The following is a 23,469-nucleotide window of genomic DNA, read 5'->3' as shown; positions in this document are numbered from 1 at the left end:
CCGAAAATACAGTCGCTGCTGTAGGGCGCATCGGCAATAGCCGAAAGGGCAATGCCCACCCACCGACGATCACACCGGTAGAGCGCCCCAATGCCCAATGTCGAGAACCTGAAAAAGCAGGCCAAGCAGCTGGTCCGTTGGCATCGCGAGCGGAACCATTCCGTCGCCGCCAGGATCCGTGCCGTCCTCCCGCGCTATCGCGGCCTGAGCGACGCGGACATCCTCGCGCGCCCTTTCGCACTCGGTGAGGCTCAACTGCTGCTGGCCCGTGAAGCCGGGTTCGAGACCTGGGCCGGACTCACGTCAGGAGCCGCAGCCATGTCCGACACCGCCGAATCCCTTACCGCACAGCCGATCCTCACCGGCGCCGAACCTCAGCTCTTCGTGGCCGACATCAAGGCGTCCTGCGCCTTCTTCGAGCACACACTGGGGTTCTCGACCGTCTTCACCCACGGAGAGCCGCCCTTCTACGGCCAGGTCATGCGCGACCAGGCGCGACTGAACCTCCGCTTCGTCTGCGAACCGGTCTTCGTCGCAGAGGTGCGTGAGCGGGAACAGCTGCTCGCCGCGGCTATCACGGTCGCCGACGTCAAGGCGCTGTACGCCGAGTTCTCCGCGGGTGGAGCTGATTTCCAGCAGCCGCTCAAACGTCAACCCTGGGGCGCGCATCAGTTCGTCGTCCGCGACCCCGACGGCAATCTGATCCTGTTCAGCGGGCAGTGACGGTCGGCTCTACCCGACCGGGCGGGTGCCCCAGACGAGGCGGTAGCCACCGGCCCGAAGGGTGCTGCGGAACCAGGCGTACGACATGAACATGCCCACCGCGGCAACCGGCAGGGAGGCGGCGGTCGCCACCGGCACCGACCACGTGGTGGGGGTGGTGAGCAGTAGGCCGAGAGTCACGCTGGCATTGATCAGCAGGACCGACGCCCAGAGCAGCGAAAGCCGCTGGAAGAAACGGCGTAGCGGTGCCGAGCTCACCACCTCCGGCGGCAGCGGGCAGAAGTCGTGAGCCAGTCGCTGGATGAGCGGACGATCAAGCGGGACGGTGATGAGCAGCGCCACCGCGAACAGGTAGGTCGCGGCGGTTGGCTGCAGGAGGAACACGACGGGCGATCCCGCCGCGGTGGTCAGCCCCGCCTGGAGCGTGGCCAAGGCGGCGGTGGCCAGCAACAGTGCCGGGGGGCGACCGCCCTGGACCAGCCGGACCGCAACCGCGAGATACGCCCACGAAAGGGCACCGATCAGGGCGTACTGCAAACCGACGCTGACGAGAATGCCGTAGAACAGCGCCAGTGGAATGATCATCGACTCACCGACATGGCCGGCGACGTCCCGCAGCAGGCGCATCCGGTCAGGCATGGCGATGATTCGGGCGTGTGAATGGCTATGCACGCGGCGACTCCTTGAGCGAAGGGTCCAGAGTACGAAACGCCGCTGCGTAGAGCGAGACCGGCCAGCACGATGTCCGCCTTGTGTCACCGGGTTCTGCGAGCCCTTTTCGGCACAAGTACGGCCTTGTCGCATGCGTTCCTGGTCGAGGCGTACGCGCAAAAAATCCAGGTGTGCCGCCGAGCTTGCCGCAGCACACTACGAGGATGGATGCAGACGAGGTTCGACATCGGTTCGAGGAGACCGGCGTCATCCGGATGGACGCGGCATTCACACCCGACGAAGCCGCCGCGATGCGCGATGTCATCTGGAGGTATGCCCACCACAAGGCGGGTGTGCGATTCGACGACCCCTCCACCTGGCCGGAGGGCGCCTACCCGGGGGTCAGTTGGAAGGGCCTCAAGCGGAATCGCGCCTTCGTTCCGCTGATCGAGAACGCCGCGCTCCTCACCGCCCTCGAAGCGATCTTCGGAGTGGGCGGCTGGACCCCACCGAAGCCCGGCGCCCAGGTCCTCTGCACCCTTCCGCAGCCCGGACCGTGGGTGCTGCCGGACGCCTGGCACATGGACTGCGGCTTTGAGAAAGCGACCTGGCCGGTGTTCGCCGTCAAGCTGTTCGCGTTCTTCGGCGAGGTCGGCCCCGAAGGCGGCGGCACCATGATCCTGCCCGGCAGCCATCGCCTCGTCGACCGATACCGTACGAAGCTTCCTCCAGGCACCGGTGGCGGCAAGACCAACTGGCGCCCGTTCATGAAACACGATCCGTGGCTCGCCCAGTTGCTCGAGGGGAAGAAGATGCCGGACGGCGGCCGCTCGCTCGTCGGTCAGACCCGCGAGATCGACGGCATACCGGTGGAGGTCACGGAGCTCACCGGACGGCCAGGAGACGTCGTGCTCACCCATCTGCACGTCTTCCACACCGCCTCTCCCAACACTGGACCACAGCCTCGGCAGATGCTCGGCAAGGCGATCAGCGCACAGGAGACACCCGCACAGGTCTGATGGTGTCGTGGTCGGCGCGCGTCAGGTCGGTTGGCCGAAACGGCCTCATCGTTACGCCGTAAGGAAGGGCCTCACGAGAATGGCTTGAAGCGGTCGAAGGCAGGTTCGAACGGTGGATCGGGCAACCGGAACGCCTGCGTACGATGGCGTCCCGTCCCATCGCGCACCGAGCCGCCGTCGAACGCGTGTGGTATCGCCTGCCATCCCATGTTGGTTTCGTAGTAGCGCTCGGCGGTATGGACGGAGGGCCACCAGTGATCGTCGAGAATGACGATTCCTCCGGGGCGCACGATCTTGCGGAGGAAATAGAGATCGACGAACACCTCATGGAAGCGATGACTCCCGTCGACAAATGCCGCATCGGCGGTGAACTTCTCCGAGATCAGGTGCGGGAGTGCCATCGAGGAAGGTTCGAGAATGAGGGTTGTAGTCCCGTCCAGACCGGCAGACCTGATCATTTCCCACCCCACGTAGGACCACTCCGTGGCCTGGAAGGGATCGATCACGACGTGGCTCGGCGTTTCCGCCTTGCCGGACAGCAATGCTTCGCCGATCGCGAGGGCCGAGCTTGCATAGGCAAGCCCGACCTCGACGATGCTCCCCACGCCTTCGGCGATCAACAGATCGCGCACGAGGTCGCAGTCGTGCTGGGGAACCGTGACGGTTTCGAAGTCACCTTCGTGCGCGCGGGTCCATGGCGGGCCGTCCTGCCCCAACTGTCGGCGCACTTCGCGGACCCGTTCGACCTGTCGTTCTCTGCTAATGACGCCTTCTCCCACAGCCCATCCCATTCTTTGCATCAGTTCGAAATTGCGACCATCACGCCCCCACAGTGTTCGGGTCCAGGCGGACCATATTCAAGTCTTGTTCTTGCGACCTGGCTGTGATTGATTGGGGGAAGAGGTTGATGCGCAGCCGGGCCCAAGTCGCCGACAGCACGTGTTCGTCGTCGTCGCGACGGCCATGGACCATCTGGGGCATCAACATGACCGCGACAAGACTCCTCACCACACCCTTCAACGCCCAGTCGACTGCTGCCGAGGTCGTGGCGGGTATCGATCTGGGCGGCCGCCGCGCCATCGTCACCGGCGGCTCGTCCGGCATCGGGATCGAAACGGCGCGCGCACTCGCGAGCGCCGGCGCCGAAGTCACTCTGGCGGTCCGCAACCAGGAAGCCGGCGAGCGCGCGGCGGAGGACATCATCGGCGCGACCGGCAACAGGCAGGTTGTCGTTGCTCCGCTGGACCTGGCCGATCCGTTGTCCGTCGCCGAGTTCGTCGCCGCCTGGAGCGGTCCTCTGCACGTTCTGGTGAACAATGCCGGTGTCATGGCGACGCCTCTGATGCGTACGCCTGCAGGGTGGGAACTCCAGTTCGCCACCAACCATCTCGGCCACTTCGCGCTCGCCAACGGCCTCGAACGTGCGCTGTCGGCTGCCGACGATGCCCGTGTCGTGTCCGTGAGCTCCAGCGCACACCTGCAGTCGCCCGTCGTCTTCGACGACATCCACTTCCGCTGCCGAGCCTACGATCCGTGGCTGGCGTACGGGCAGTCCAAGACCGCCAACGTGCTCTTCGCCGTCGAGGCGACGAAACGTTGGGGCGGCGACGGAGTCACCGTGAACGCGCTGATGCCGGGAGCCATTCCCACCGCCCTGCAACGTTACGTCACCGACGAGGAGCTCGATCGGCTGCGGGCCGAGCTCGGAGCCGCGGACTATGCCTGGAAGTCGCCTCAACAGGGCGCCGCGACGTCAGTGCTCCTCGCGACCTCACCCCAGCTTGCGGGCGTGGGAGGGCGATACTTCGAGGACTGCAACGAAGCCGGACCTCACCAGCCAGGCACGATGACGGGCGTCGCGGCGTACGCACTCGACCCCGAGGCCGCGGCGCGGCTCTGGCAAGTGTCCGTTGACACCCTCGCCTCGTGACCCAACCGATGATGACCGCAACCGGACTCCACTCGAAACCACCTGCCGCCGGATCCGAGTTTCCCCTTACGCCATGAGCAAAACCACGTGAGCCGGGGCGCTACGCATCCAGCTCTTCGTGGACCGCCAATGCCGTCTCGTACGCCCTGCGGCCGAAGAGGACCAGCCGCGCCGCGACGAGATCATCCGGCTCCGCGGGTACGAGCACACTCAGCGCCTGGCGCGCCGCATCTTCGACCGGCCAACCGTAGAGTCCGGCGGAGATCAGCGGAAACGCGACAGTCGCCGCGTGCAACCCGTCCGCGACGAGCAGCGCGCTCCGGTAGCACGCGCGGAGCAGATCACTCCGATCTGTTGATGCGCTCCAGACCGGTCCGGCCGTATGCACGACCCACCGCGCGGGAAGCTCGCCAGCCGTGGTCGCAACGGCCTCGCCGATCGGGAGTCCCCGTGGGTACTGGGACGTACGAAGCGCCTGGCACTCGGCGATGATCGCCGGTCCGCCACGCCGGTGGATGGCCCCGTCGACGCCCGCTCCGCCGAGGAGCGACGGGTTCGCGGCATTGACGATCACGTCCACGGACTGCTCGGTGATGTCGCCGTCCAGCAGTTCGACCCGCATCTCGCTACCTCCTCCGCCTCCGACCAGGTAAGGGCGCCGGCTGCCTCGTCGTCGTACCGGCGACTCCCCGCCACCCGACTCCGGCCTCATCCGGCCAGTACAACGGATCGACCACACGCGGAACGCGCCTGTGCTGCCCTTTGATCATGCAACTGCTCGAGGCGGGGATGGGACTGCGGTCAGCGGTCATCGAGTTACGCAGGCCGGGAACCCCTCTTCGGTTCGTCCTGTTTCCCATGGTCCACCTCGGTGAGCCATCGTTCTACACATCTGTCATGGACCGCCTACGCGACTGCGATCTGATCGTCGCGGAAGGGCTCCGAGGCAGATCCCGGAGCGGTTCCCTGCTGACATTGTCCTACCGCCTCGTGCGCCGAGGCAGGCTCGGACTGATGAAGCAGCATCTCGACCTCGGGTCGCTCGGACGTCCGGTGCTCCGACCGGACATGACCGGCCAGGAGTTCGACGAGGGCTGGCGGACGGTTCCACTCCTGACCCGGCTGCTCCTCATGCTCACTCTCCCGGTTTTCATCCTGTACGTCTTCGCCTTCGGCTCCCGTGCCAGGCTCGCTCAGCAACTCGCCCTGGAAGACGATCATGGCCTGGGCGGTTCGGAAGGCGACGAGGACATCGACGCGATCCTTGGCGACGCACGGGACCGGCTCCTGATCGACGCACTCGCGAAGATCCACGAGGACCGCGGGACCGAGCCGATCACGGTCGCGGTGGTCTACGGCGCGCAGCACATGATTCCTGTCGTCCAGGTCATGTCGGCCCGGTTCGGCTACGTGCCCTGTGCTGGCGAATGGCTGATCGTCTTCCAGACCTGACCTGCTGAAGCGCCGGATACCGCACGTCGCCTGCCGCCCGGCCGAATCCGGACGGCCTCGTCCCTCCATGCTGCATTCAGTGCAAGGGACGCATCGTTCGCGTTCTCGATGGCCGGCCGGGATGTTCCTAGGGTGGAAGCCGACGTGGCGATGCGGGAGGCCAGGATGACGACGGCGGCAGCGAGCTTCGACAAGGGAATCGTGGGCGACACCGACGTTCTGTACCGTACGCCAGGAGTGGCTGAGCCACTCGACGATCTCCAGGCGGTGAGCAGCGCGGCCATCGAGCACTACCGGGCCGAGGGCTTCCTCGCCATCCGGAGCGGCGTCACGCCAAGCGCCGTCGCCGACCTGATGGCCGGCCTCGCCTCCTTGGCCCGTCCTGACTCACCTGCCGACATCCAGTACGAAAAGTGGGCGGAGGATCGCTTCGACCAACTCTCGCCGGACGAGCGGCTCGATGCGACCCGGAAGTACATGTCCTTCGCCCGGCATGACGCCCGGCTGGAGGCGGTCGCGCACGACCCGGGGATCATGAGGGTCGTCACCATGCTGCTCGGCGGCGAACCACGGCTGTTCCAGGAGATGGCGCTGATCAAACCGCCCGGTGGCGGGCGGGAGAAACCGTGGCACCAGGACAACGCGTACTTCCATCTGGTGCCCGGCACGCCCATCGTCGGGGTGTGGATCGCGCTCGACGAGGCCACCCTCGACAACGGGTGCATGCGGGTGATCCCGGGTTCGCACCGCGAAGGGCCCGTGCGGCATGCGTTCCTGCGCGATCTGCAGATCTGCGACGGTGAGGTGCCGATCGACCGAGGCGTCGCCGTGCCGCTCCCGCCGGGCGGTCTCCTGCTCTTCGACGGGCTGCTCCAGCATGGAACCCCGACCAACTTCACGCGTACGAGACGCCGGGCGCTGCAGTTCCACTACACCGTGGACTCCGCGGTGTCGACGTCGGACGACGAGCACCGTGCGACGTTCGGGTGGGTCGACGGAGCCGAGTGCTGAGTCCGGCTGCCCGTTCTACCAACGCCACAAGCACAACCACAGCCACGGGGCGCAGGCGAGAGGAGCGGCGAATGAGGCGGATGGGCTCAACGGCTGGGCGGAACGAGCGCATGAGTCGCCGCGACCTCTTGCGTACGACGGGATCTGCCTTGCTCGTGACCGCCTCGCTGAGCGGCTGCGACCTGCTCGCCACCGATCCCAAGGGATCCGCTGGGGACAGCCGCGGATCGGCGCGTACGAAGGACAAGGAGGCACCCGGCCTGGCCGCACAGGTCACGGCAGGGAAGCTCCCCTCGCTCGCCGAGCGCCTCCCGGTGAACCCCCTTGTCGTCGAGCCGGTCGACAGGGTCGGTGTCTACGGCGGTACCTGGCGGTCGGCACTGCTGGGTCCGGCAGACACGCCGTGGCTCGGGCGTACGGTCGGGTACGAATGCCTGTTGCGCTGGGACACCGCGTGGACGACGTTGGTCCCCAACATCGCCGAAGGCTATGAGGCGTCCGCCGACGGGCGGACCTACGAATTCACCCTGCGTGAAGGGATGCGATGGTCCGACGGCGAACCCTTCGGCGCCGACGATCTCGTCTTCGCCTGCACCGACGTGTTCGGCGACGAGTCCCTCTATCCGGCGGGCCCTCCGTTCTACCTGACGACGGCGAAAGGCCCGGCACGCGTGGCGAAGGTGGACGACCTGACAGTGACCTTCGAGTTCGCCGATCCGTCAGGGCTCTTCCTCAACAATCTCGCCACCGGCGGTGGAGCGGGGCTCACCGGCCTTCCGCGCCACCACCTGGAAAAGTTCCACCGGAAGTACAACCCGGATGCCGAAACCCTGGCCAAGGACGAGGGCTTTCCGGACTGGGTGGAGCTCCTCACAGCCAAGTCCAACGCATGGGCGAACAACGACCTGCCCACGCTGTGTGCGTGGCGGGTGACGACTCCGGTGGGCGAGTCCAACCGGGTCGTGGTCGAACGCAATCCGTACTACTGGAAGACCGATCCCGACGGTCGGCAGTTGCCCTACCTCGACTCCGTGGTCTACGACGTCGTCCAGAACGACCAGGTGATCCTGCTCAAGGCCGGCAACGGTGAACTCGACATGCAGGCCCGGCACATCAACGTGCTGACCAACAAGCCGGTCCTGGCGGGGAACCGCGAGAAGGGACATTTCGACTTCTTCACGATCGAGCCATGCTTTGAGAACCAGATGGTCATCGCGCTGAACCTCACCCACGACGATCCTGAGCTGCGCCGGCTGTTCCAGAACAGGGACGTCCGGGTCGCGCTGTCGCATGCGATCGACCGGCAGGAGCTCATCACGTCGGTGTTCCAGCGTCAGGGCCTGCCATGGCAGGCGGCACCACGGCGCGAGTCACCCTTCTATGACGAGGCGTTCGCCACGCAGTATCTCGAGTACGACGAGAGCGAAGCCGACGAACTGTTGGACGAGGCGGGCTACCGCCGGCGCGACGCGCAGGGGTTCCGACTCCTGCCAGGCGGGAGGCGGATCTCTTTCGACGTCGAGGTGGCCTCACCCGCGCTGGTGCCGTACTGGACCGACGCCATGCAACTCGTCCGCAACTACTGGGCGAAGGTCGGTGTCGAGATGCGGGTCAAGGCAGAGGACCGCGCGCTCTTCTACGAACGCAAGGAGGCGAACAAGCCCCACGCCACCGTCTGGACAGGTGCCGGTGGCCGGGAGTTCGACGTCATGCTCGACCCGCGGTGGTACTTCCCGTTCAGCGTCGAGTCCAACTTCGCGATTCCGTGGGCCACCTGGTTCACCAGCAACGGCGAGAGTGGCCTGCGACCACCGGCCACGACCCGCCGGCAGATGGAGCTGTACCGCGAACTGCGCCAGACGCCCGACGAAGGTGGCCGCGCCGAGCTGATGAGGCAGATCCTCACGATGGCACGCGAAAAGTTCTATGTCATCGGCACGATCCTCGAGGAGGAGGGGTACGGCATCGTGTCGGATCGCATGCACAACGTCCCGAAGTCCATGCCGGAGTCGCACCTGTACAACACGCCGGGCCCGACCAACCCCGAGCAGTACTACATCGAAGGCTGATCCGGGACTCACCGCGACGAGGCGCCCGCCACCGGCCAGGACCGGCCGGATCGCCGCCAGCGCCCCTACACTCTGCGGCTATGGGCGATCGGCTGGACTACCGCGGCCGGGACGTCTGGACCGAGCTCGCCGCCTCCCTTGGTCGTACGTACGTTCCCGAGCCCAGTCGGCACTCCGGCCACGTCAGGTGTGGGCCGGAGTGGTCGTGGCGTTTCTCCTTGCAGGACTTCGATCTCTGGCTGGTCTGCAAGGGCCGCGGAAGGGGTGCGATCGGCGACCAGCCGGTCACGGTCTCGCCCGGGACGCTGCTCGTCCTGCGGCCGGGCGACGCGGGTTGGATGGCGCAGGATCCCAACGATCGGCTGACGGTGACCTTCGCCCACTTCGCCCTGGTCGCGCCGGCCACCGGCCTCCCCGTCGATCTCCCCGCCGACCGGCTGCCCTCCCGGCACCTGCGGCTCACCGACTTCCGAGCCGTCCACGAACCCCTGTTGACCGTCGTACGCCTGATGGAACGCGCCGGGCCGCTCGCCTTGCTCGAGGCGCGGCTCGTCTTCGCCCACCTGCTGCTCACCATCGTCTGTCAAGACGCGGTTGCGGCCGGGCTCGCGCCGGAGATCGTCGATCCGCGGGTGCAGACGGTGATGCGGTTCGTCCGGGAACGGCCCGCAGAGCGACCGACCATCCAGGCGGCCGCGGCGGTGGCGCGAGTGTCCCCCACCCACCTTCGCCGGCTGTTCGCCCGGGAGGTCGGTATGAGCTTTCGTTCGTACGTCCTGCGGTCGCGGATGGAGCAGGCACGCTCGATGCTGTGCGAGTCGGCGATGTCGGTCAGTGAGATCGCGCGGGCGCTCGGCTATGTCGACGTCGCATTGTTCAGCCGGCAGGTCCGTGCGTACTTCGGGATGTCTCCGAGCGACCTTCGCCAGGCCAGGTAGATCGTTGTGCGTTGCTAGGTTGGGATCACGAGGTCGGTGGGCGAGGACTCTCGGCCGTGGCCCGCCAGGCTCGTCGCCGCAACTGTGAACGTGTACGCCTGACCAGACGTGAGCCCCGGGACAACGACCTCGGTGGTGTCGACGCCGACATTGACCGCGTCGAGCGGCGTGCCGTCCTCGTACGGCGTCACGACGTATCCGGTGATCGGCGCTCCCCCGTCGAATGCGGGCGGATCCCACGACACCGTGGCGCTTTCCTTCCCCGCGCGCGCGGAAACCGCGGTGGGCATGTCCGGCGGCCACGGCAGAGCGTAGACCTCGAGTTCGGAAAGCCCGGTGTTAGGTCCGGTCCCGCCTTCGACCTGGAACCTCACCGACGTGAACGTCTTCGTGCCGAACGTCACCGTCTTCGCCCCACCCGCTGGCGGAACGTCGGTCACCTCGACCGTGCTGCCATCGCTGAAGCTCAGCGTGCCACCCCTGACATCGTCGATGCCGGCACGGTCGTAGATCACGATCCGATCGGCCTCGATCGGCGTCTCCCACTCCAGCTGGATCCAGGGGTTCTGCTCGCCCGCCGAGGCCCAGTCGCCGTTGTCGGGTTGCCCGATGACGCCGTCCCTGACGTTCTCCGGTCCATAACTGCTGTTGTACGCCGACGACGCGGTCACGCTCGAGCCCGGCCACCGCGCGGCATTGCCACGAAGCAGCGCGGTGTCGAGGGCGATCTGCACCAGCACGCTGGCCTGTGCTCCGGCGCCGTCGGCCGCGGTGGCGGTGACCAGCACGTCACCGTCGCGATGGTTGACGGTCAGGATCCCGTCCTCGTCGATCGTCGCCTTGTCGGTCGGTGTGCCGTCGGGTTCGGTGACAGACCACACGACCTGATGGAGGGACCTCTCCGGCGTGAACGATGCCGTGAACGACACCGACGCGTAGGGTGCGTCGACGAGATCCGGGCCGTCGATGTCGATCGTTTCCACCTGCTGGCACCGGCCGAGGCCGCCGGCGCGCAGGGCATCCTCGACCGCACCAGCGACGAGGGCGTGCCCGGCATCGTTGGGGTGGACGCCGTCCACGGCGATATGTGCCTCGGACCACTCGGAGCGGACGTCCACCACGGTGACGTTCGTGAACTCCGCCGCGATGCTCTCCAGCTTCTGGGCGTAGGCGTCCGCGATCTCCTGGGTGCCCTTGTCGTACGGCGGATACTTCGCCCACGCGGCGTCCGCGATACCCGGATCGGCCACCAATACCACGGGGACTCGGCTACCCGTTTCCATGGCACGTACGAACGACACCATCTCGGTGAGGTGTTGGCCGTACCGATGCAGCAGATCCGCGTCCGGGCCGAACAGCCGGACGTCGTTGATGCCGGTCTCGATGACAACGACATCGCTGGGGCGGAGTGTGCTCGCCGCCATCAACAGCTGGTTCTCGGTCTCGGCGGAGAGATCCCCGGATCTTGCCTTGTTGACGAGCGGCCGGCACGTTCTGGCAGCGGCGATCGATGGCCAGGCCTTGCTGGCCTTGGATGCGCCGAGTCCTGCGACATAGGAGTGCCCGAACGTGAGAACTCTCCCGGTCCCAGCTTCCTGGGGCGTCGACATGGCCTCGGCCGCGGCGGTGGGCGAGGCACCGCCCGCGCTGTGGCCAGCGAGCAGAAGTGCGATGCCCGCCACGAAGGGACCCACCCTGAATCGCCTCATGCGTTTCCTCTCGACCTCCGTACCGGTCATGACGGAACCACCGGGTCAGTTCGCGCGGACTCCGGTCCCGATCCGATGATGTTCGTGGCAGCGACGCTGAACTCGTACGCCTGACCGGCCGTGAGTCCTGGCACCATCACGCTGGTGCCGCCGCCCGCATCGACGGTAACGGGGTCCAGCGCGACGCCTTCCTGGTAGGGCGTGACGACGTAACCGGTCACCGGCGCGCCGCCATCGAATGCCGGCGGGCTCCACGTCACCATGGCTCCACCCTCCTCAGGAGCGGCCGCCACGTCGGTCGGCGCCTGTGGCGCGGACGGCACGGCGTGGACCTCGAACTCCGCGAGGCCCACGTTCGGCCCCGATCCGCCTTCGACCTGGAATCGCACCCAGGTGAACGCCCTCTCCTCGAAGGTCACCGTCTTCGCAGCACCGCCGGAAGGTATCCCGTCGACTGCCACACTGCTGCCGTCACTGAAGCTCAACGTGCCGCCCGTCGCATCGTCGACTCCCGGCCGGTCGTACAGCATGATCTTGTCCGCCCGGACGGGCTCGCTCCACTCCAGGCGTACCCACGGGTTCTGCTCTCCCGCGGATGCCCACTCACCGGACGATGCGCCGAATCCGTCATGCACCTTCGCCGGACGATAGTCGTCGTTGAACTGCGACGAGGCGGTCGTGCTCACGCCCGGCCAGCGGGAGGCATTGGACCGGAACAGGCTCGGGTCGAGCGCGAGGGTCACCGTCGTGCTCGCACTGACCTTCCCGGCGTCGGCAGCGGTCGCCGTGACAAGCACCGGACCGTCGCGATGGTTGACCGTGAGCACGCCGTCGTCGTTGATCCTCGCCTTGTCCGTCGGCGCACCGTCAGGTTCGGTCACCGACCACGTAGCCTTCTTCAGCGTCGTGTCGGCCGGCGTGAACTCCGCGTCGAACCGCACGGAACCGTAGGGTTCCACGACTTCCGATGGCCCCACGATGGTGATATCGGTCGCCAGGATGGGCTCCCCGCGTTCCGGACCGGTCCCGATGAGATTCCGCGCGGCCACCGTGAAGTCGTACGCCTCGGCCCCGGACAGGTTCCCGACCACCGCCTCCGTGGTGTTCTCGTCGACCTCGACCGTCGTCTCGGCCGCGCCGTCGCGATAGGCCGTCACGACGTAACCGGTCAGCGGCGCACCCCCGTCGAACGCCGGCGGCTCCCAGGACACGAGAGCCTCGGTACCCTCCCGGACCACGGAGACGTCCGTCGGGGCATCCGGTGCGGATGGCACGGCGTAGACCTCGAACTCCGACAGGCCCGGGTTGAGCCCGGTGCCCCCCTCGACCTGGAACCGCACCCGGTCGAAGGTCTTCATCGGGAAGGTCAACGTCTTCGCCGAACCGTTGCGCGGAAGGTCGGTCACATCGACGGTGCTGCCGTCGCTGAAGCTCAGCGTGCCACCGTTCGAGTCATCATCGCCGGGCCGGTCGTACAACGCGATCCGGTCGGCTTTGATCGGCTTTTCGAAGTCCAGCTGGACCCACGGCGCCCGCTCGCCACGGGAGGCCCAGTCGCCGCCGTCCTTCGATCCGATCACGCCGTCGTGCACCTTGGCGGCGCGGTAGCCGTCGCTGTACTCCGACGACGCCGTTGCCGTCACCCCCGGCCAGCGGGCGGCATTCCCCCGCAACAGCGCGACGTCGAGGTCGAGCGTCACGGTCTTGCTCGCGCGCACCGTGGGGCCGCTGTCGGAGTTCGTCGCCGTCACCACCACGTCACCGTCGCGGCGGTTGACCTTCAAAACGCCGTCGTCGTCGATGACCGCCTTGTCGGTCGGCGAGCCGTCCGGCTCCGTCACCGACCAGAACGCCCGCTGCCAGGTGGTGTTCTCCGGCGCGAACTCCGCCTCGAACCGCACGGAACCATAGGGCTCTTCCACCCGGTCGGGACCGTTGATGGCGATGTCGGTCGCGTAGACCGGCTGCTCGCCCTCCGATGCCGACTCCGAGGGTGGCAACTCGCCGACTCCCCAACTCCGGTTGGGCTTGTCGCCCATCCACAGCTCCAGCGTGCCACCATCGGACAGCTGGTCGTGCCGGAACCACGACCGGTCCAGGGCCTTGCCGTCGAGGTTCGCCCGCTGAATGTACATGTTCTGCACGGAGTTGTTGTGCGTCACGATCCGGAATTGCTTGCCCGGGTAGTAGTCCTGGTTCAACGTGATGGTGATCTCGTCGAATATCGGCGACGTGATGTCCCAGACGGGACGCTCGTGACCGCCGCCGGTGACCTCGAAGAGTCCCATGGCCATCAGGGCACTGGTCGCCCCCATCTGGCCTTGGTCCTCGTCGTGGTGGCCGTATCCGTCGGTGGTCGAGATCGAGCCGTACGTCTTCTCCTTGACCTGGCGTACCCAGTACTGCGTCAACCATGGCTTGCCGACGTAGTTGAACAGGTGGGCGACCTGCAGGCCGGGCTGGTTGCCGTAGCTCACATAGCCTTGACCGTAGACGCCGATGAAGTTCGAGTCTTTCGCACGTTCGAACGCGTAGTTGAGCCGGTCGGCGTACGCGGCCTCCCCGCCCATCAGGTTGGCCAGTCCCATGACGTCGTGGGAGGTGAACCACGTGGCCTGCCAGGAGTTGGCCTCGACGAAGTCGCTCGGGCTCAACGGGTCGAAGTCCTCCAGGAACGTCCCGTCCGCATGCCTCGGTCGGATGAACCCGGTCGCCGGGTCGTAGAGGTTCCGCCAGTTGCGGGATCGGTCGCGTAGGTATCTCGCGGTGTTGGTGTCATCCCAGACCTCGATCTCGTTGAGCCCGACATTGGCCCCGGCGCCTCCGGTCGCCTCGAACCTGACCCAGGAGACGTCCTTGCTGCCGACATTGACGACTCTGTTCGTACCGTCGGCGGAGATACCACTGACGTTGACCGAGGAGCCGTCGCTGAAGGTCAGCCGGCCGGAGTTGACGTTGGACGTCGGGTCGGCCCGGTCGCTCAGCACGATCTTCCTGATCGTCTTCTGCTCGTCCCAGCTGAGCGTGATCCACGGCTTCTGCTCACCCGCGGAAGCCCACTCGACGTCCTCACCGGCAACGCCGCCGGACCGGACCGGCCGGCCGTCGACGGCACGCTCCGCCGCCCACTGCGAGCCGCTCGCCTGGGACGACGCCTCCACGCGGGCGATCTGCGAGACGTTCATGCCTTCCTTGTCCAGCTCCCTGGCAAGCTGGGCGAGCGTCCAGTCCTGGAAGGCGTACTCGAGGGTCTGGCCGGCGGCGCCGTTGAGCCCGCCACCCGGCCGGTAGGCCACGTAGCCGTTGTCGAGATAGCTGCGGATCCCGCCGGCTCCGGTCCACCCCTTGTACTCCAGGGCTCCCTTGTCGAACAGGCCACCCACCGCGTGCGCGTCCAGCATCGCGTCGTAGGCGAGATCGGGATCGAAGTCGCGGATTCCCTTGTTCCACGCGCCGGTGATGAACGACGTGACCGGCGATCCGGTCATGATCAGCGAGTCGTTTCCGGCGATCGGTCCGCGCGGGAGCAGACCGCCGTCTTCGTACATCTGCAGCTGCGACTGGACGAAACTGCTGTAGATCTCCGGGTACGCGAGGCCGAGCACGGAGTTGACGTTCCACTGGGTGAGCCAGAGCGCGTCGTAGTTGTACATCGCGAATCTCGGCTTGCCCTGCCTGTCCAGCGGGATCTGCTTGACCTGGTTGTGGTTCCACGTGTCGTCCATGTACTTGCCGTCGACGTCGCTGACGACACTGCGCCCGCACAACACGTGGAAGAGGTCGGTGTAGAACTTCACCTGCTGCTGGTGGGTTCCACCGCGCACGTCGATGCGTCCGAGCATGTCGTTCCAGTGGCGTTGCGAAGCCTCCTTCACCTCGTCGAACGACCAACCAGGCAGCTCGGCGTCGAGGTTCTTCCGCGCACCCTGTGTACCGGTCAGCGACAGGCCGACCTTCGTCTGCACCACTTCGCCGGCGTCGAGGTGGTTGTAGCGGACGTAGATGCCCATGTTGTCGCCGTCGAGGCCGTCGATCGCCGCGCCGCCGCGCGCCAGCCTGCCGTCGGCCCAGCCGTGCAAGGAACTGAAGGGCTTGTCGAACCGCATCACGAAGAAGAGCCTCGTGTCGTGGTCGGCGTAGGCGCCGCCGCGCTGGTTGACGTATCCCTCGATCTCGGTGCCGCTGACCTTCGTCACCTTGGCGTCCTTCATCACCGCCTCGCCAAGGGTCCCGCCGAGGTTGAGGATGATCTCGCTCTGTCCGGCGCGGCCGTAGGTGTAGCGATGGAGCCCGACGCGGTCGGTGACGGCCAGCTCCGCGGTGATGTCATAGCGGTCGAGGTGGACCTTGTGGTAGCCGGGTTCGGCGACCTCGCTGTCGTCGTGCTCCACGTGCGACTGCCACCCGGTGTCGCCCTCGGTCTTGGGGACGCTCGCTCCGGAGGTCGGCATCACCTGGATGCCCGAGAACTGCCATTCGTGAATGTGGCTGAACCCTTTGACGTTGTTCTCGGTCGTCCGGTAGCCCGTGCCCCCGCTGGAATGCGTAGACGTGTCGGGGCGCAGTTTCACGAAGCCGAACGGGTTGCTCGCCGACTGGAAGAAGAAGTAGCGCGCGATGTCGGCCTCCACCCAGGGATTGACCAGACTCACGTAGTCGCGCCCACCGGGACCCTCCGGGGCGGCCGCCTCAGCGGTGCTGTCCCGGAGCCCGCCGAACACGGCGACACCGCACAACAGGGCGACGACACCGGCCATCGCCACCACCCGTCGCACCACTCTCGCACTGGTCATGACGCCTGCCACGCTCCTCTCAGCCGACGGGCTTGAGACTCGAGACGAAGAAACGCTGGAAAGCCAGGAAAAGGACGACCGTGGGGAGGGAAACGGCGAGTGCGGCCGCGAGCACGATCGGCGGTCCAAGGCTGGAGTATCCGCCGTTGAGCTCCGCGAGCGCGGCCATCACCGGGCGGATGTTGGGGCTTGTCGACAGGGTGATTCCGAACAGCAGGTCGTTCCACACCCACGTGAACTGGAAGATGAACGCGGCGAGCAACGACGACCGCGCGATCGGGAGATGGATCTGCAGGAACAGCCGGACCCATCCGGCGCCGTCGAGTTGGGCGGCCTCACTGATCTCGACCGCCACCGTCGTCAGGTAGTTGCGTACCACGAAGAACGCGAAGGGCACACACAGCGCCGCGTAGATGGCGATCATGCCGATCTGGGTGTCGTAGACCTTCACCCCGACGTACGCCTTGAACAGTGGAGCGAGAAAGATCTGCAGCGGCAGAAGCGTGCCGGCGTAGATGATCCAGAACCACAGGCCACGCCGGCGGGTCGGCATGACGATGACCGCGAACGACGCCATCGCAGCGGTGAGCACGGCGGCCCCCGCGGACAACGATGCGTACAGAAGGCTGTTGGCGATACCGAGCCCGAGGTCGGCGGCTGTCCACGCGCGGGCAAGGTTGTCGAAGAACCCGAACGCCTGCGGAAACCAGACCGGACTCCCGGCGTAGCGATCAGCGGGCACGAACGCGTTGACCACGAGGAGGTAGGTCGGAACGAGCCAGATCGCCGCGAGGACGACCAGCACAGCATGGCGGATGAACCTTGTCATGAAGCGCCTCCTCATCCGGCCCGGGGCATCTGCCGGCGCAGGTAGATCCACGAGACCGTGACCACGATGCCGGCGAGGACGACCGCCACCGCGGCGCCGAATCCGTAGTCGCTCACGACGAACGTCTGGCGGTACATCGTGACGGCGAGCGTCTCCGACACCCGGCCGGGACCGCCGCCGGTGAGCAGCCAGATCAGGTCGAAGACCCGCAGGCTGTTGGCGATGGAGATACCGACGACGACCACGGTCACGGCCCGCAGCTGCGGGAAGACGATGCTCCGGAAGAGCCGGAACCCACTCGCACCGTCCAGCGTGCCGGCCTCCACAGTCTCCGGCGGCACGGTCTGGAGGCCCACCACGAAGAGGATGACCGCGACACCAACGGCCTGCCAGGTGTTGGCGAGGATCATCATGAGCGTGTTCGTCGGCCACTCGAGCAGCCACGGTGTCTGGAGCGAGTCGAGCTGGACGAATCCCAGCGCCTGGTTGAGCGCACCGTCGGTCCGCAGGACAAAGCCCCAGATCACCGCGGTCGCCGTGCCGGAGATGGCGTACGGAAGGACGAAGGCGTACCGCAGCCACGCCGCCCAGCCGGTCGTGTTCGTCAGGACCGCGATGAGCAGTCCCAACGCCACCGGCAGCAGCAGGGTCCCGACCGTCCACAGCACGGTGTTGAGCACCGAGGCGAGAAACGCCGGGTCCCGCAGCAGAGCGGCGTAGTTGCCTGGACCGATGAAGGTCGCCGGTCCGAGGCCGTCATAGCGGGTGAGGCTCTGATAGACGGTGATCGCGAACGGCACCAGCAGGAGCACGCAGACCAGGGCGACCGCAGGCGAGAGGAAGAAGGCTCCGCTTGCCTGCGTTGCCCAGTGCCGGTGCGGTTTCCGCGGACGCCGCGGGAGGTTGTCGTTCGCCCGCACCCGTGGTGTCGTCTGCGTCTCCCGCAGGGCTGTTGTGGGCATGGGATCTACTCCCGGCCCTTCCACTTCGCCCACTCGGTGTCGGCGCGGTCCTGCATCTTCTGCAGGGTGCCGTCGATGTTCGCGGGCGTCGGATCGACCATGAAGGCCGCGAGATCCTGCACGTTGCCTTCGATGAGAGCCGGCGGGCTCGCCTCCCAGTAGCGTTCGAGCTCGGTCGGCTTCGCCTCTCCCACCTGCTCGGTGACCGAGGTCAGCAACGGGTTCTCGATACCGACCGAGGGGTTCGCGGAGATGTCGTTGATCTTCTCCACCCAGGCCTTCTGCACTTCTGGGTTGAGCCACTCACCTAACGCCTTCTTGGCGGCGTCCTTGTTCGGTGCGTTCTTCGGGACCGCGAAGATGCCACTCTCGACGATGACGGACGGCTTCGTTCCCTCCTTGACCATCGGCAGGATGAAGGCGCCGTAGTCGTCTTCGGTCAGTCCGTTCTCCACGAAGATCGCGTTGCGCCAGGTGCCCATCGGCACCATGGCGACCTTGCCCTCCGCGAAGAGCGCGGGTTCGTTGTCCCAGGCGGTGTCAGGTGCGGTGAAGTAGCCACGGGCGTAGAGATCGGCCCAGACCTCCATTGCCTCGCGGGCGGTGGGATCGGTATAGCTCGCCTCGCCGTTCATCAGGCGTACGTAGAAGTCCGGGTCGAGCTTGCTCAGGATCTCGCCGAACCAGATGAACGACGTCCAGCCCGCCTCCTGCGTCGCGAACAGCGGAGTGATGCCGGCCTTCTTGATCTTCTCGGCATTGCCGAGGAACTCCTCCCAGGTCCCTGGCACCGACAGGCCCAGGTCCGCGTAGACCTGCTTGTTGTAGTAGATGACCCAGTAGGACTTGTACATCGGCATGGCGTAGACCTTGCCGTCGTAGGAGAAGCTGGCCTCGGTCTCAGGGTTGACCCAGCCCTTCTCGACGGCGGCGTCCCATTCGGCACTGAGGTCCTCGATGCCTCCGGTCTGGGCGAGGTCCTGCAGGCGGTAGCCGCTCCACCACTTGATCAGGTCGGTCGTGCTACTGGTCTGCAGCGACGAACGGATGACCTGCTGGTAGTTCTCCGTGCTCGGGACGTTGCGCGGCCTGATCCCGGAACCGGTGATCTCGGCGAGCTTCGCGCCTGCTGCTTCGTACGCCGGTACGAAGTCGGCGCGGTCGCCGTTGAGGGTCAGCGTCGCACCCGAGCCAGCGCCGGCGCCTGAACCGTCGTCCCCGCGAGTTTCCGTGCCCTGGGCACATGCGCCTAGCAGCACGGCACCAGCCGCGACCAACGCGGCCAAGAACCTTCGATGCTTCATGAGTTGCCTCTCCATCGCCGGTGAAGGGTTCGAGAGTGGAGCGGTACGGGGGCTGGGGTCGACCGCAACGGGCGCCGGCCTCGAAGGTGAGGTATCGATAACATGTCTGTGTGGTCGATGACCGTACAAGACAGCCACCGCCTCACGGCACGTCGCGCCACGACTTCGACCGGAATCGGCCTTTTACAGCAGGCGCCTCGCTGATCTGCCCGACCTGGGGCGGCCAGGTACCCTTGCGCGGGCGGCCCGGCTACCGGCATGGTGTCGATACCACAGGCGGGATCGGAGTCGAGGAGGACAAGCGGTGACGGGGACAGTTGCGTACGAGGCCAACCCGGCCTATCCGCCGCTCGGCGACGCCCCCGGCGCCACCGTCCTGCGCGGCTGGCCCCACGCGGTCGCGACGCTGCCCTCCGCGCCGTTCGTCCTGGCGATCGACGGCCCGGCCATCCTCGACTGGTCAGCGCTCGTCACGGGTATCACCAAGGCGCTGTCGGGCGCTGGCACTTCCGCAGAGTGGCTCGACCTGCGGGCACACTTCGCACCGTGGGAGAAGATCGTCGCCGCCACGGAGTCGGCCGCGCTCCCGGAGGATCCAGACTTCGCCACCCTCGCCACGCACGAACTCGGCGACCTCTTCGAGGAGCTGCCGGAGCCCGATCCGACGGCCGATCCGACGGCCGGGCGTAGTGCCCTCGTCGTCTTCGGGCCGGGCGCGGCACTCGTCCACCACGACGTCCTGTGGTACGCCGACCTGCCCAAGCGCCACGCCGAGGCTGCCGTCGTCGACGGGACGGGCCGGAACCTCGGCCAGACCGACGACGCGGGCGCGGGCACGACGAAGCGGCTCTTCTACATCGACTGGCCGATTCTCGACCGGCACCGGGACGCGATCGCCGGCCGGATCGACCGGTGGATCGACACCCGGGACTCAGCCAACCCGAGCTCCCTCGACGGCGAAACCCTTCGGCGTACGGCGGCCGCTCTCGCGACGAGGCCCTTTCGTACCCGCCCGACGTTCAACACCTCCTCGTGGGGCGGCCACTGGGCGCAGCAGGAACTCGGCCACAACCCGGAGGCCCGCAACACGGCACTCGGCTACGAGCTCATCGCGCCGGAGAGCGGAGTACTCATCGGCCAGGCGACCGGCGCGCAGGTCGAGCTGCCGTTCCAGCTCGTCGTCAGCCAGCGTCCGGTCGAGATCCTGGGCGAGCGGGTCCACGCACAGTTCGGCACGTCGTTCCCGATCAGGTTCGACTACCTCGACACCGTGGGCGGCGGCAACCTCTCGGTCCACTGCCATCCCCAGTCCGACTACATGCGACGCGTCTTCGGCTGGCCCTACACCCAGCACGAGACCTACTACATCCTCCTCGGCGGTGAGGACCGGCAGGTCTTCCTCGGACTGAACGACGGCACGGATCTGGAGGTCTTCCACCACCGGGCGCGGACCGCCGACGACCACGGCGTGCCGTTCGACATCGAGGAGTACGTCCAGACGTTTCCGGCGACTCCACACCAGCTGTTCCTGATCCCCGCCGGCACCCCGCACGGCAGCGGCGAGGGGAACGTCGTCCTCGAGGTCAGCGCGACGCCGTACCTCTACAGCCTGCGGTTCTACGACTGGTTGCGGCGCGACGAGAAGGAGCGCCAGCGACCTGTGCACGTGCGACATGCGTTCGCGAACCTGGACCGCCGGCGGAGGGGTCCGGCGGTCCGCGAGCAGCTGGTGCAGCAGCCGCGGGTCCTTCGCTCCGGAACCGGCTGGCACGAGGAGCTGCTCGGGTCGTCGCCGGAGATGTTCTTCGAGGTACGCCGCCTGGTCGTCGAGGCGGGCAGAGCCGCCCAGGACGACACCGACGGACGCTTCCATGTGCTCAACGTCGTCGAGGGAAACGGCGTCGCGGTCGAAACCGGGAGCGGGCACCGCCACGACCTCGCCTACGCGGAGACGATGGTCGTCCCCGCCTCGGTGGGTCCCTATCTCGTCCGCGCCCTCGGCCCTGACCGGGCCCGGATCGTCAAGTCGCTCGTGACGTCATGACCGTCCCCGCCTCCCTCCGCGTGCCCGTCCGCACTCTGGTTCCCGTGATGGACATCGGCGGTACGCATGTGACGGCCGCGCTCTTCGACCCGGCCGCGCAAGCTGTCCTTGACAGCGCGCGTCAGCGCCGCCACCGTCGCCCGCTCGACGCATCGGCCTCCGCGACCGATATCGTGCAGCGCCTCGTGCGATGCGCCAACGACGTCGCCGCACCACCGGACGCGGCCTGGGGTGTCGCCTTGCCGGGACCGTTCGACTACGAGGGCGGCATCGGATTGTACGAAGGCGTGGGGAAGTTCGATGCGCTGAAAGGTGTCGACCTTCGCCAGGCGTTTCTCGACGCTGTGAGACCGGCGCCGGCGGAGGTCCATTTCCTCAACGACGCCAACGCGTTCGCCGTCGGGGAATGGGTGTCGGGCGCGGCGGCTGGGCATGACAGGGCGCTCGCCCTCACCCTCGGCACCGGCGTCGGGTCGGCCTTTCTCGACCGTGGGCGGATCATCGAGGAAGGGCCTGCCGTACCACCCGAGGGTCGTGCCGACCTGCTCACCTTCAATGGCCAGCCGCTGGAGGAGACCGTCTCGCGGCGAGCCGTTCTGGCGAGATACTCAGCCATGACCAGACGCGACGACCCGCGGTTGGATGTCCACGACGTGGCACAACGGGCCCGGGACGGCGACATCCTTGCGGAAACGGTGCTGAGCGGGACGTTCCGCGCTCTGGGCGAGGCGCTACGGCCGTGGGTCAACCGGTTCGGCGCCACCGTGGTGGTGGTGGGTGGCTCGATGGCCGGGTCGTGGGATCTGATCGCCCGACCGCTGCGTACTGGCCTGGGTGGAACGTACGGTCCCGCGGTCGTCCATGCCCGGCACGGCGACGACGCCACCCTCATCGGGGCGGGAATCCACACGATCCGGCAGGGCCGGCGACCGTGACCGACGCACCGACCCCGCGACGGGCGCCGACGATGCGCGATGTGGCCGACCACGCGTCGGTCAGCCCGATGACCGTGTCCCGGGTGCTGCACGACGACCCACGCGTGTCCGGGCAGACGAGGGAACGCGTCCTCGCCTCCGTGGATGCGCTCGGCTATCGCCGCAACGAAGTGGCCCGCAACCTGCGGCTGGGACACACCAGCGGCCTCATCGGGCTCGTCGTCACCAACCTCGCCAACCCCTTCTATTCACAGCTCGCCCTCGGGGTGGAGTCGGTCGCGGGACAGAACGGCCTCAAGGTCGTCCTCACCAACACCGACGAGGACGTCGGGCGCGAACGCCGGCTGGTCGAGGAGCTCACCGCGCGCCGGGTCGACGGCATGATCGTCGTCCCCGCGGGCAGTGACCACTCCCACCTCGACCCGCAGACGCCCGGATCGGTCCCCGTCGTCCTCGGCGCGCGTCCACCCACCAACCTCGCGTTGGACTGCGTACTCGTCGACGACTTCGGCGGCGCCCGCGAAGCGACCGCCGGTCTGCTGGCAGCCGGCCACACCCGGGTCGGCTTCCTCGGCCTGCCGCCGTCGGTGTGGACCAGCTCGGAACGGTTCCGGGGTTTCTGCGTCGCACTCGAGGAGGCGGGCGTCGGCCTCGACGAGCGGTACGTCCGGCTGCAGCAGCGCACCATCCCGGCCGCCGAGGACGCGGCCCGCGAGCTGCTCCGCCTGCGGCGCCCGCCGACCGCGTTGTTCTGCGCCAACAGCCGCAACACGCTCGGCGCGTATCGCGCGGCCACCCGACTCGGCGTTGACGTCGAACTGGCAGGCTTCGACGACTTCGAGCTTGCCGACGTTTTGGGCGTGCCACTGATCGTGGCGTACGACCCGCGCGAGCTCGGCCGGCGGGCGGCGGAGTTGTTGATGGAACGCATGAGCCGTACGGACACCGAACCTGAGGTCCAGCCGCGGCGGATCGTCGTCCCCACCACCGTCGTCCGCTACGGCAACGCGACCCGCTGAGGTCCAGCTCGGTGGGGTCGAAGCCTCCCTGCATGGTTCATGCGTCACCATCGCCGGCTTCTCGGCCGCGGAGCAGGAACT

General features: G+C 67.2%; 18 protein-coding genes. 10 read left to right on the top strand and 8 right to left on the bottom strand.

Features of this window, described 5'->3' with window-relative positions:
• Positions 1 to 90: 90 nt before the first annotated feature.
• Positions 91 to 723 (top strand): bleomycin resistance protein, encoded by a 633-nt coding sequence (locus ABNF93_RS24545; protein ID WP_349330522.1) that lies wholly within the window; start codon positions 91 to 93, stop codon positions 721 to 723.
• 9 nt (positions 724 to 732) lie between these two features.
• Here the strand turns inward: ABNF93_RS24545 and ABNF93_RS24540 are convergent, their stop codons facing one another.
• Positions 733 to 1,395: a VC0807 family protein gene (locus ABNF93_RS24540; RefSeq protein ID WP_349330521.1), complete on the bottom strand. Its 663-nt coding sequence runs from the start codon at positions 1,393 to 1,395 to the stop codon at positions 733 to 735.
• Between the two features lie 203 nt (positions 1,396 to 1,598).
• Here ABNF93_RS24540 and ABNF93_RS24535 point away from each other — a divergent pair, with 203 nt between their 5' ends.
• Positions 1,599 to 2,393 (top strand): phytanoyl-CoA dioxygenase family protein, encoded by a 795-nt coding sequence (locus tag ABNF93_RS24535; RefSeq protein ID WP_349330520.1) that lies wholly within the window; start codon positions 1,599 to 1,601, stop codon positions 2,391 to 2,393.
• Between the two features lie 71 nt (positions 2,394 to 2,464).
• Here ABNF93_RS24535 and ABNF93_RS24530 read toward each other — a convergent pair whose 3' ends face one another.
• On the bottom strand, positions 2,465 to 3,172 hold the full coding sequence (locus ABNF93_RS24530; RefSeq protein ID WP_349330519.1) for a class I SAM-dependent methyltransferase: 708 nt from the start codon (positions 3,170 to 3,172) through the stop codon (positions 2,465 to 2,467).
• Positions 3,173 to 3,378: 206 nt separating this feature from the next.
• Here ABNF93_RS24530 and ABNF93_RS24525 point away from each other — a divergent pair, with 206 nt between their 5' ends.
• Positions 3,379 to 4,323, top strand: coding sequence for an SDR family NAD(P)-dependent oxidoreductase (locus ABNF93_RS24525; protein WP_349330518.1), 945 nt, complete (start codon positions 3,379 to 3,381; stop codon positions 4,321 to 4,323).
• Positions 4,324 to 4,423: 100 nt separating this feature from the next.
• Here ABNF93_RS24525 and ABNF93_RS24520 read toward each other — a convergent pair whose 3' ends face one another.
• Complete coding sequence (locus tag ABNF93_RS24520) at positions 4,424 to 4,945, bottom strand: O-acetyl-ADP-ribose deacetylase (RefSeq protein WP_349330517.1); 522 nt, start codon at positions 4,943 to 4,945, stop codon at positions 4,424 to 4,426.
• Between the two features lie 146 nt (positions 4,946 to 5,091).
• Between ABNF93_RS24520 and ABNF93_RS24515 the strand changes: the two genes are divergently transcribed.
• From ABNF93_RS24515 to ABNF93_RS24500, 4 genes are all read left to right on the top strand, one after another.
• Positions 5,092 to 5,775 carry a hypothetical protein gene (locus ABNF93_RS24515; RefSeq protein WP_349330516.1) on the top strand — a complete coding sequence of 228 codons (684 nt, stop codon included), beginning with the start codon at positions 5,092 to 5,094 and terminating at the stop codon, positions 5,773 to 5,775.
• A gap of 165 nt (positions 5,776 to 5,940) precedes the next feature.
• Positions 5,941 to 6,786, top strand: coding sequence for a phytanoyl-CoA dioxygenase family protein (locus ABNF93_RS24510; RefSeq protein WP_349330515.1), 846 nt, complete (start codon positions 5,941 to 5,943; stop codon positions 6,784 to 6,786).
• Positions 6,787 to 6,896: 110 nt separating this feature from the next.
• Entirely contained in the window at positions 6,897 to 8,855 is a 1,959-nt protein-coding gene (locus tag ABNF93_RS24505) for an ABC transporter substrate-binding protein (protein ID WP_349330514.1), read from the top strand.
• A gap of 80 nt (positions 8,856 to 8,935) precedes the next feature.
• Positions 8,936 to 9,793, top strand: a complete 858-nt coding sequence (locus ABNF93_RS24500; RefSeq protein WP_349330513.1) for a helix-turn-helix transcriptional regulator — start codon at positions 8,936 to 8,938, stop codon at positions 9,791 to 9,793.
• A gap of 14 nt (positions 9,794 to 9,807) precedes the next feature.
• Here ABNF93_RS24500 and ABNF93_RS24495 read toward each other — a convergent pair whose 3' ends face one another.
• Genes ABNF93_RS24495 through ABNF93_RS24475 form a run of 5 tightly spaced genes read right to left on the bottom strand, consistent with a single transcriptional unit; the run spans position 9,808 to position 19,390 of the window.
• Positions 9,808 to 11,502 carry a DUF7402 domain-containing protein gene (locus tag ABNF93_RS24495; RefSeq protein ID WP_349330512.1) on the bottom strand — a complete coding sequence of 565 codons (1,695 nt, stop codon included), beginning with the start codon at positions 11,500 to 11,502 and terminating at the stop codon, positions 9,808 to 9,810.
• 26 nt (positions 11,503 to 11,528) lie between these two features.
• A complete protein-coding gene (locus tag ABNF93_RS24490; protein ID WP_349330511.1) occupies positions 11,529 to 16,295 on the bottom strand; it encodes a glycoside hydrolase domain-containing protein in 4,767 nt (1,588 codons plus the stop codon).
• A 19-nt stretch (positions 16,296 to 16,314) separates the two neighbouring features.
• Positions 16,315 to 17,124 carry a carbohydrate ABC transporter permease gene (locus tag ABNF93_RS24485; RefSeq protein WP_349330510.1) on the bottom strand — a complete coding sequence of 270 codons (810 nt, stop codon included), beginning with the start codon at positions 17,122 to 17,124 and terminating at the stop codon, positions 16,315 to 16,317.
• 11 nt (positions 17,125 to 17,135) lie between these two features.
• Positions 17,136 to 18,086 carry a carbohydrate ABC transporter permease gene (locus ABNF93_RS24480; protein ID WP_349330509.1) on the bottom strand — a complete coding sequence of 317 codons (951 nt, stop codon included), beginning with the start codon at positions 18,084 to 18,086 and terminating at the stop codon, positions 17,136 to 17,138.
• 5 nt (positions 18,087 to 18,091) lie between these two features.
• Positions 18,092 to 19,390 carry an ABC transporter substrate-binding protein gene (locus ABNF93_RS24475; RefSeq protein WP_349330508.1) on the bottom strand — a complete coding sequence of 433 codons (1,299 nt, stop codon included), beginning with the start codon at positions 19,388 to 19,390 and terminating at the stop codon, positions 18,092 to 18,094.
• 304 nt (positions 19,391 to 19,694) lie between these two features.
• Here ABNF93_RS24475 and ABNF93_RS24470 point away from each other — a divergent pair, with 304 nt between their 5' ends.
• From ABNF93_RS24470 to ABNF93_RS24460, 3 genes are read left to right on the top strand one after another with little or no spacing between them, the layout of a single operon-like run.
• Complete coding sequence (locus ABNF93_RS24470; protein WP_349330507.1) at positions 19,695 to 21,434, top strand: class I mannose-6-phosphate isomerase; 1,740 nt, start codon at positions 19,695 to 19,697, stop codon at positions 21,432 to 21,434.
• Positions 21,431 to 22,369 (top strand): ROK family protein, encoded by a 939-nt coding sequence (locus tag ABNF93_RS24465; protein WP_349330506.1) that lies wholly within the window; start codon positions 21,431 to 21,433, stop codon positions 22,367 to 22,369. Before ABNF93_RS24470 ends, ABNF93_RS24465 begins: the two co-directional genes overlap by 4 nt.
• A complete protein-coding gene (locus ABNF93_RS24460) occupies positions 22,366 to 23,388 on the top strand; it encodes a LacI family DNA-binding transcriptional regulator (protein WP_349330505.1) in 1,023 nt (340 codons plus the stop codon). Before ABNF93_RS24465 ends, ABNF93_RS24460 begins: the two co-directional genes overlap by 4 nt.
• Positions 23,389 to 23,469 lie beyond the last annotated feature (81 nt).

Source organism: Actinopolymorpha sp. B9G3, assembly GCF_040120725.1.
Classification (GTDB): Bacteria; Actinomycetota; Actinomycetes; order Propionibacteriales; family Actinopolymorphaceae; genus Thermasporomyces.
The sequence above is the reverse complement of the archived record's forward strand: the minus strand, read 5'-3'. Positions and strand labels throughout refer to the sequence as shown.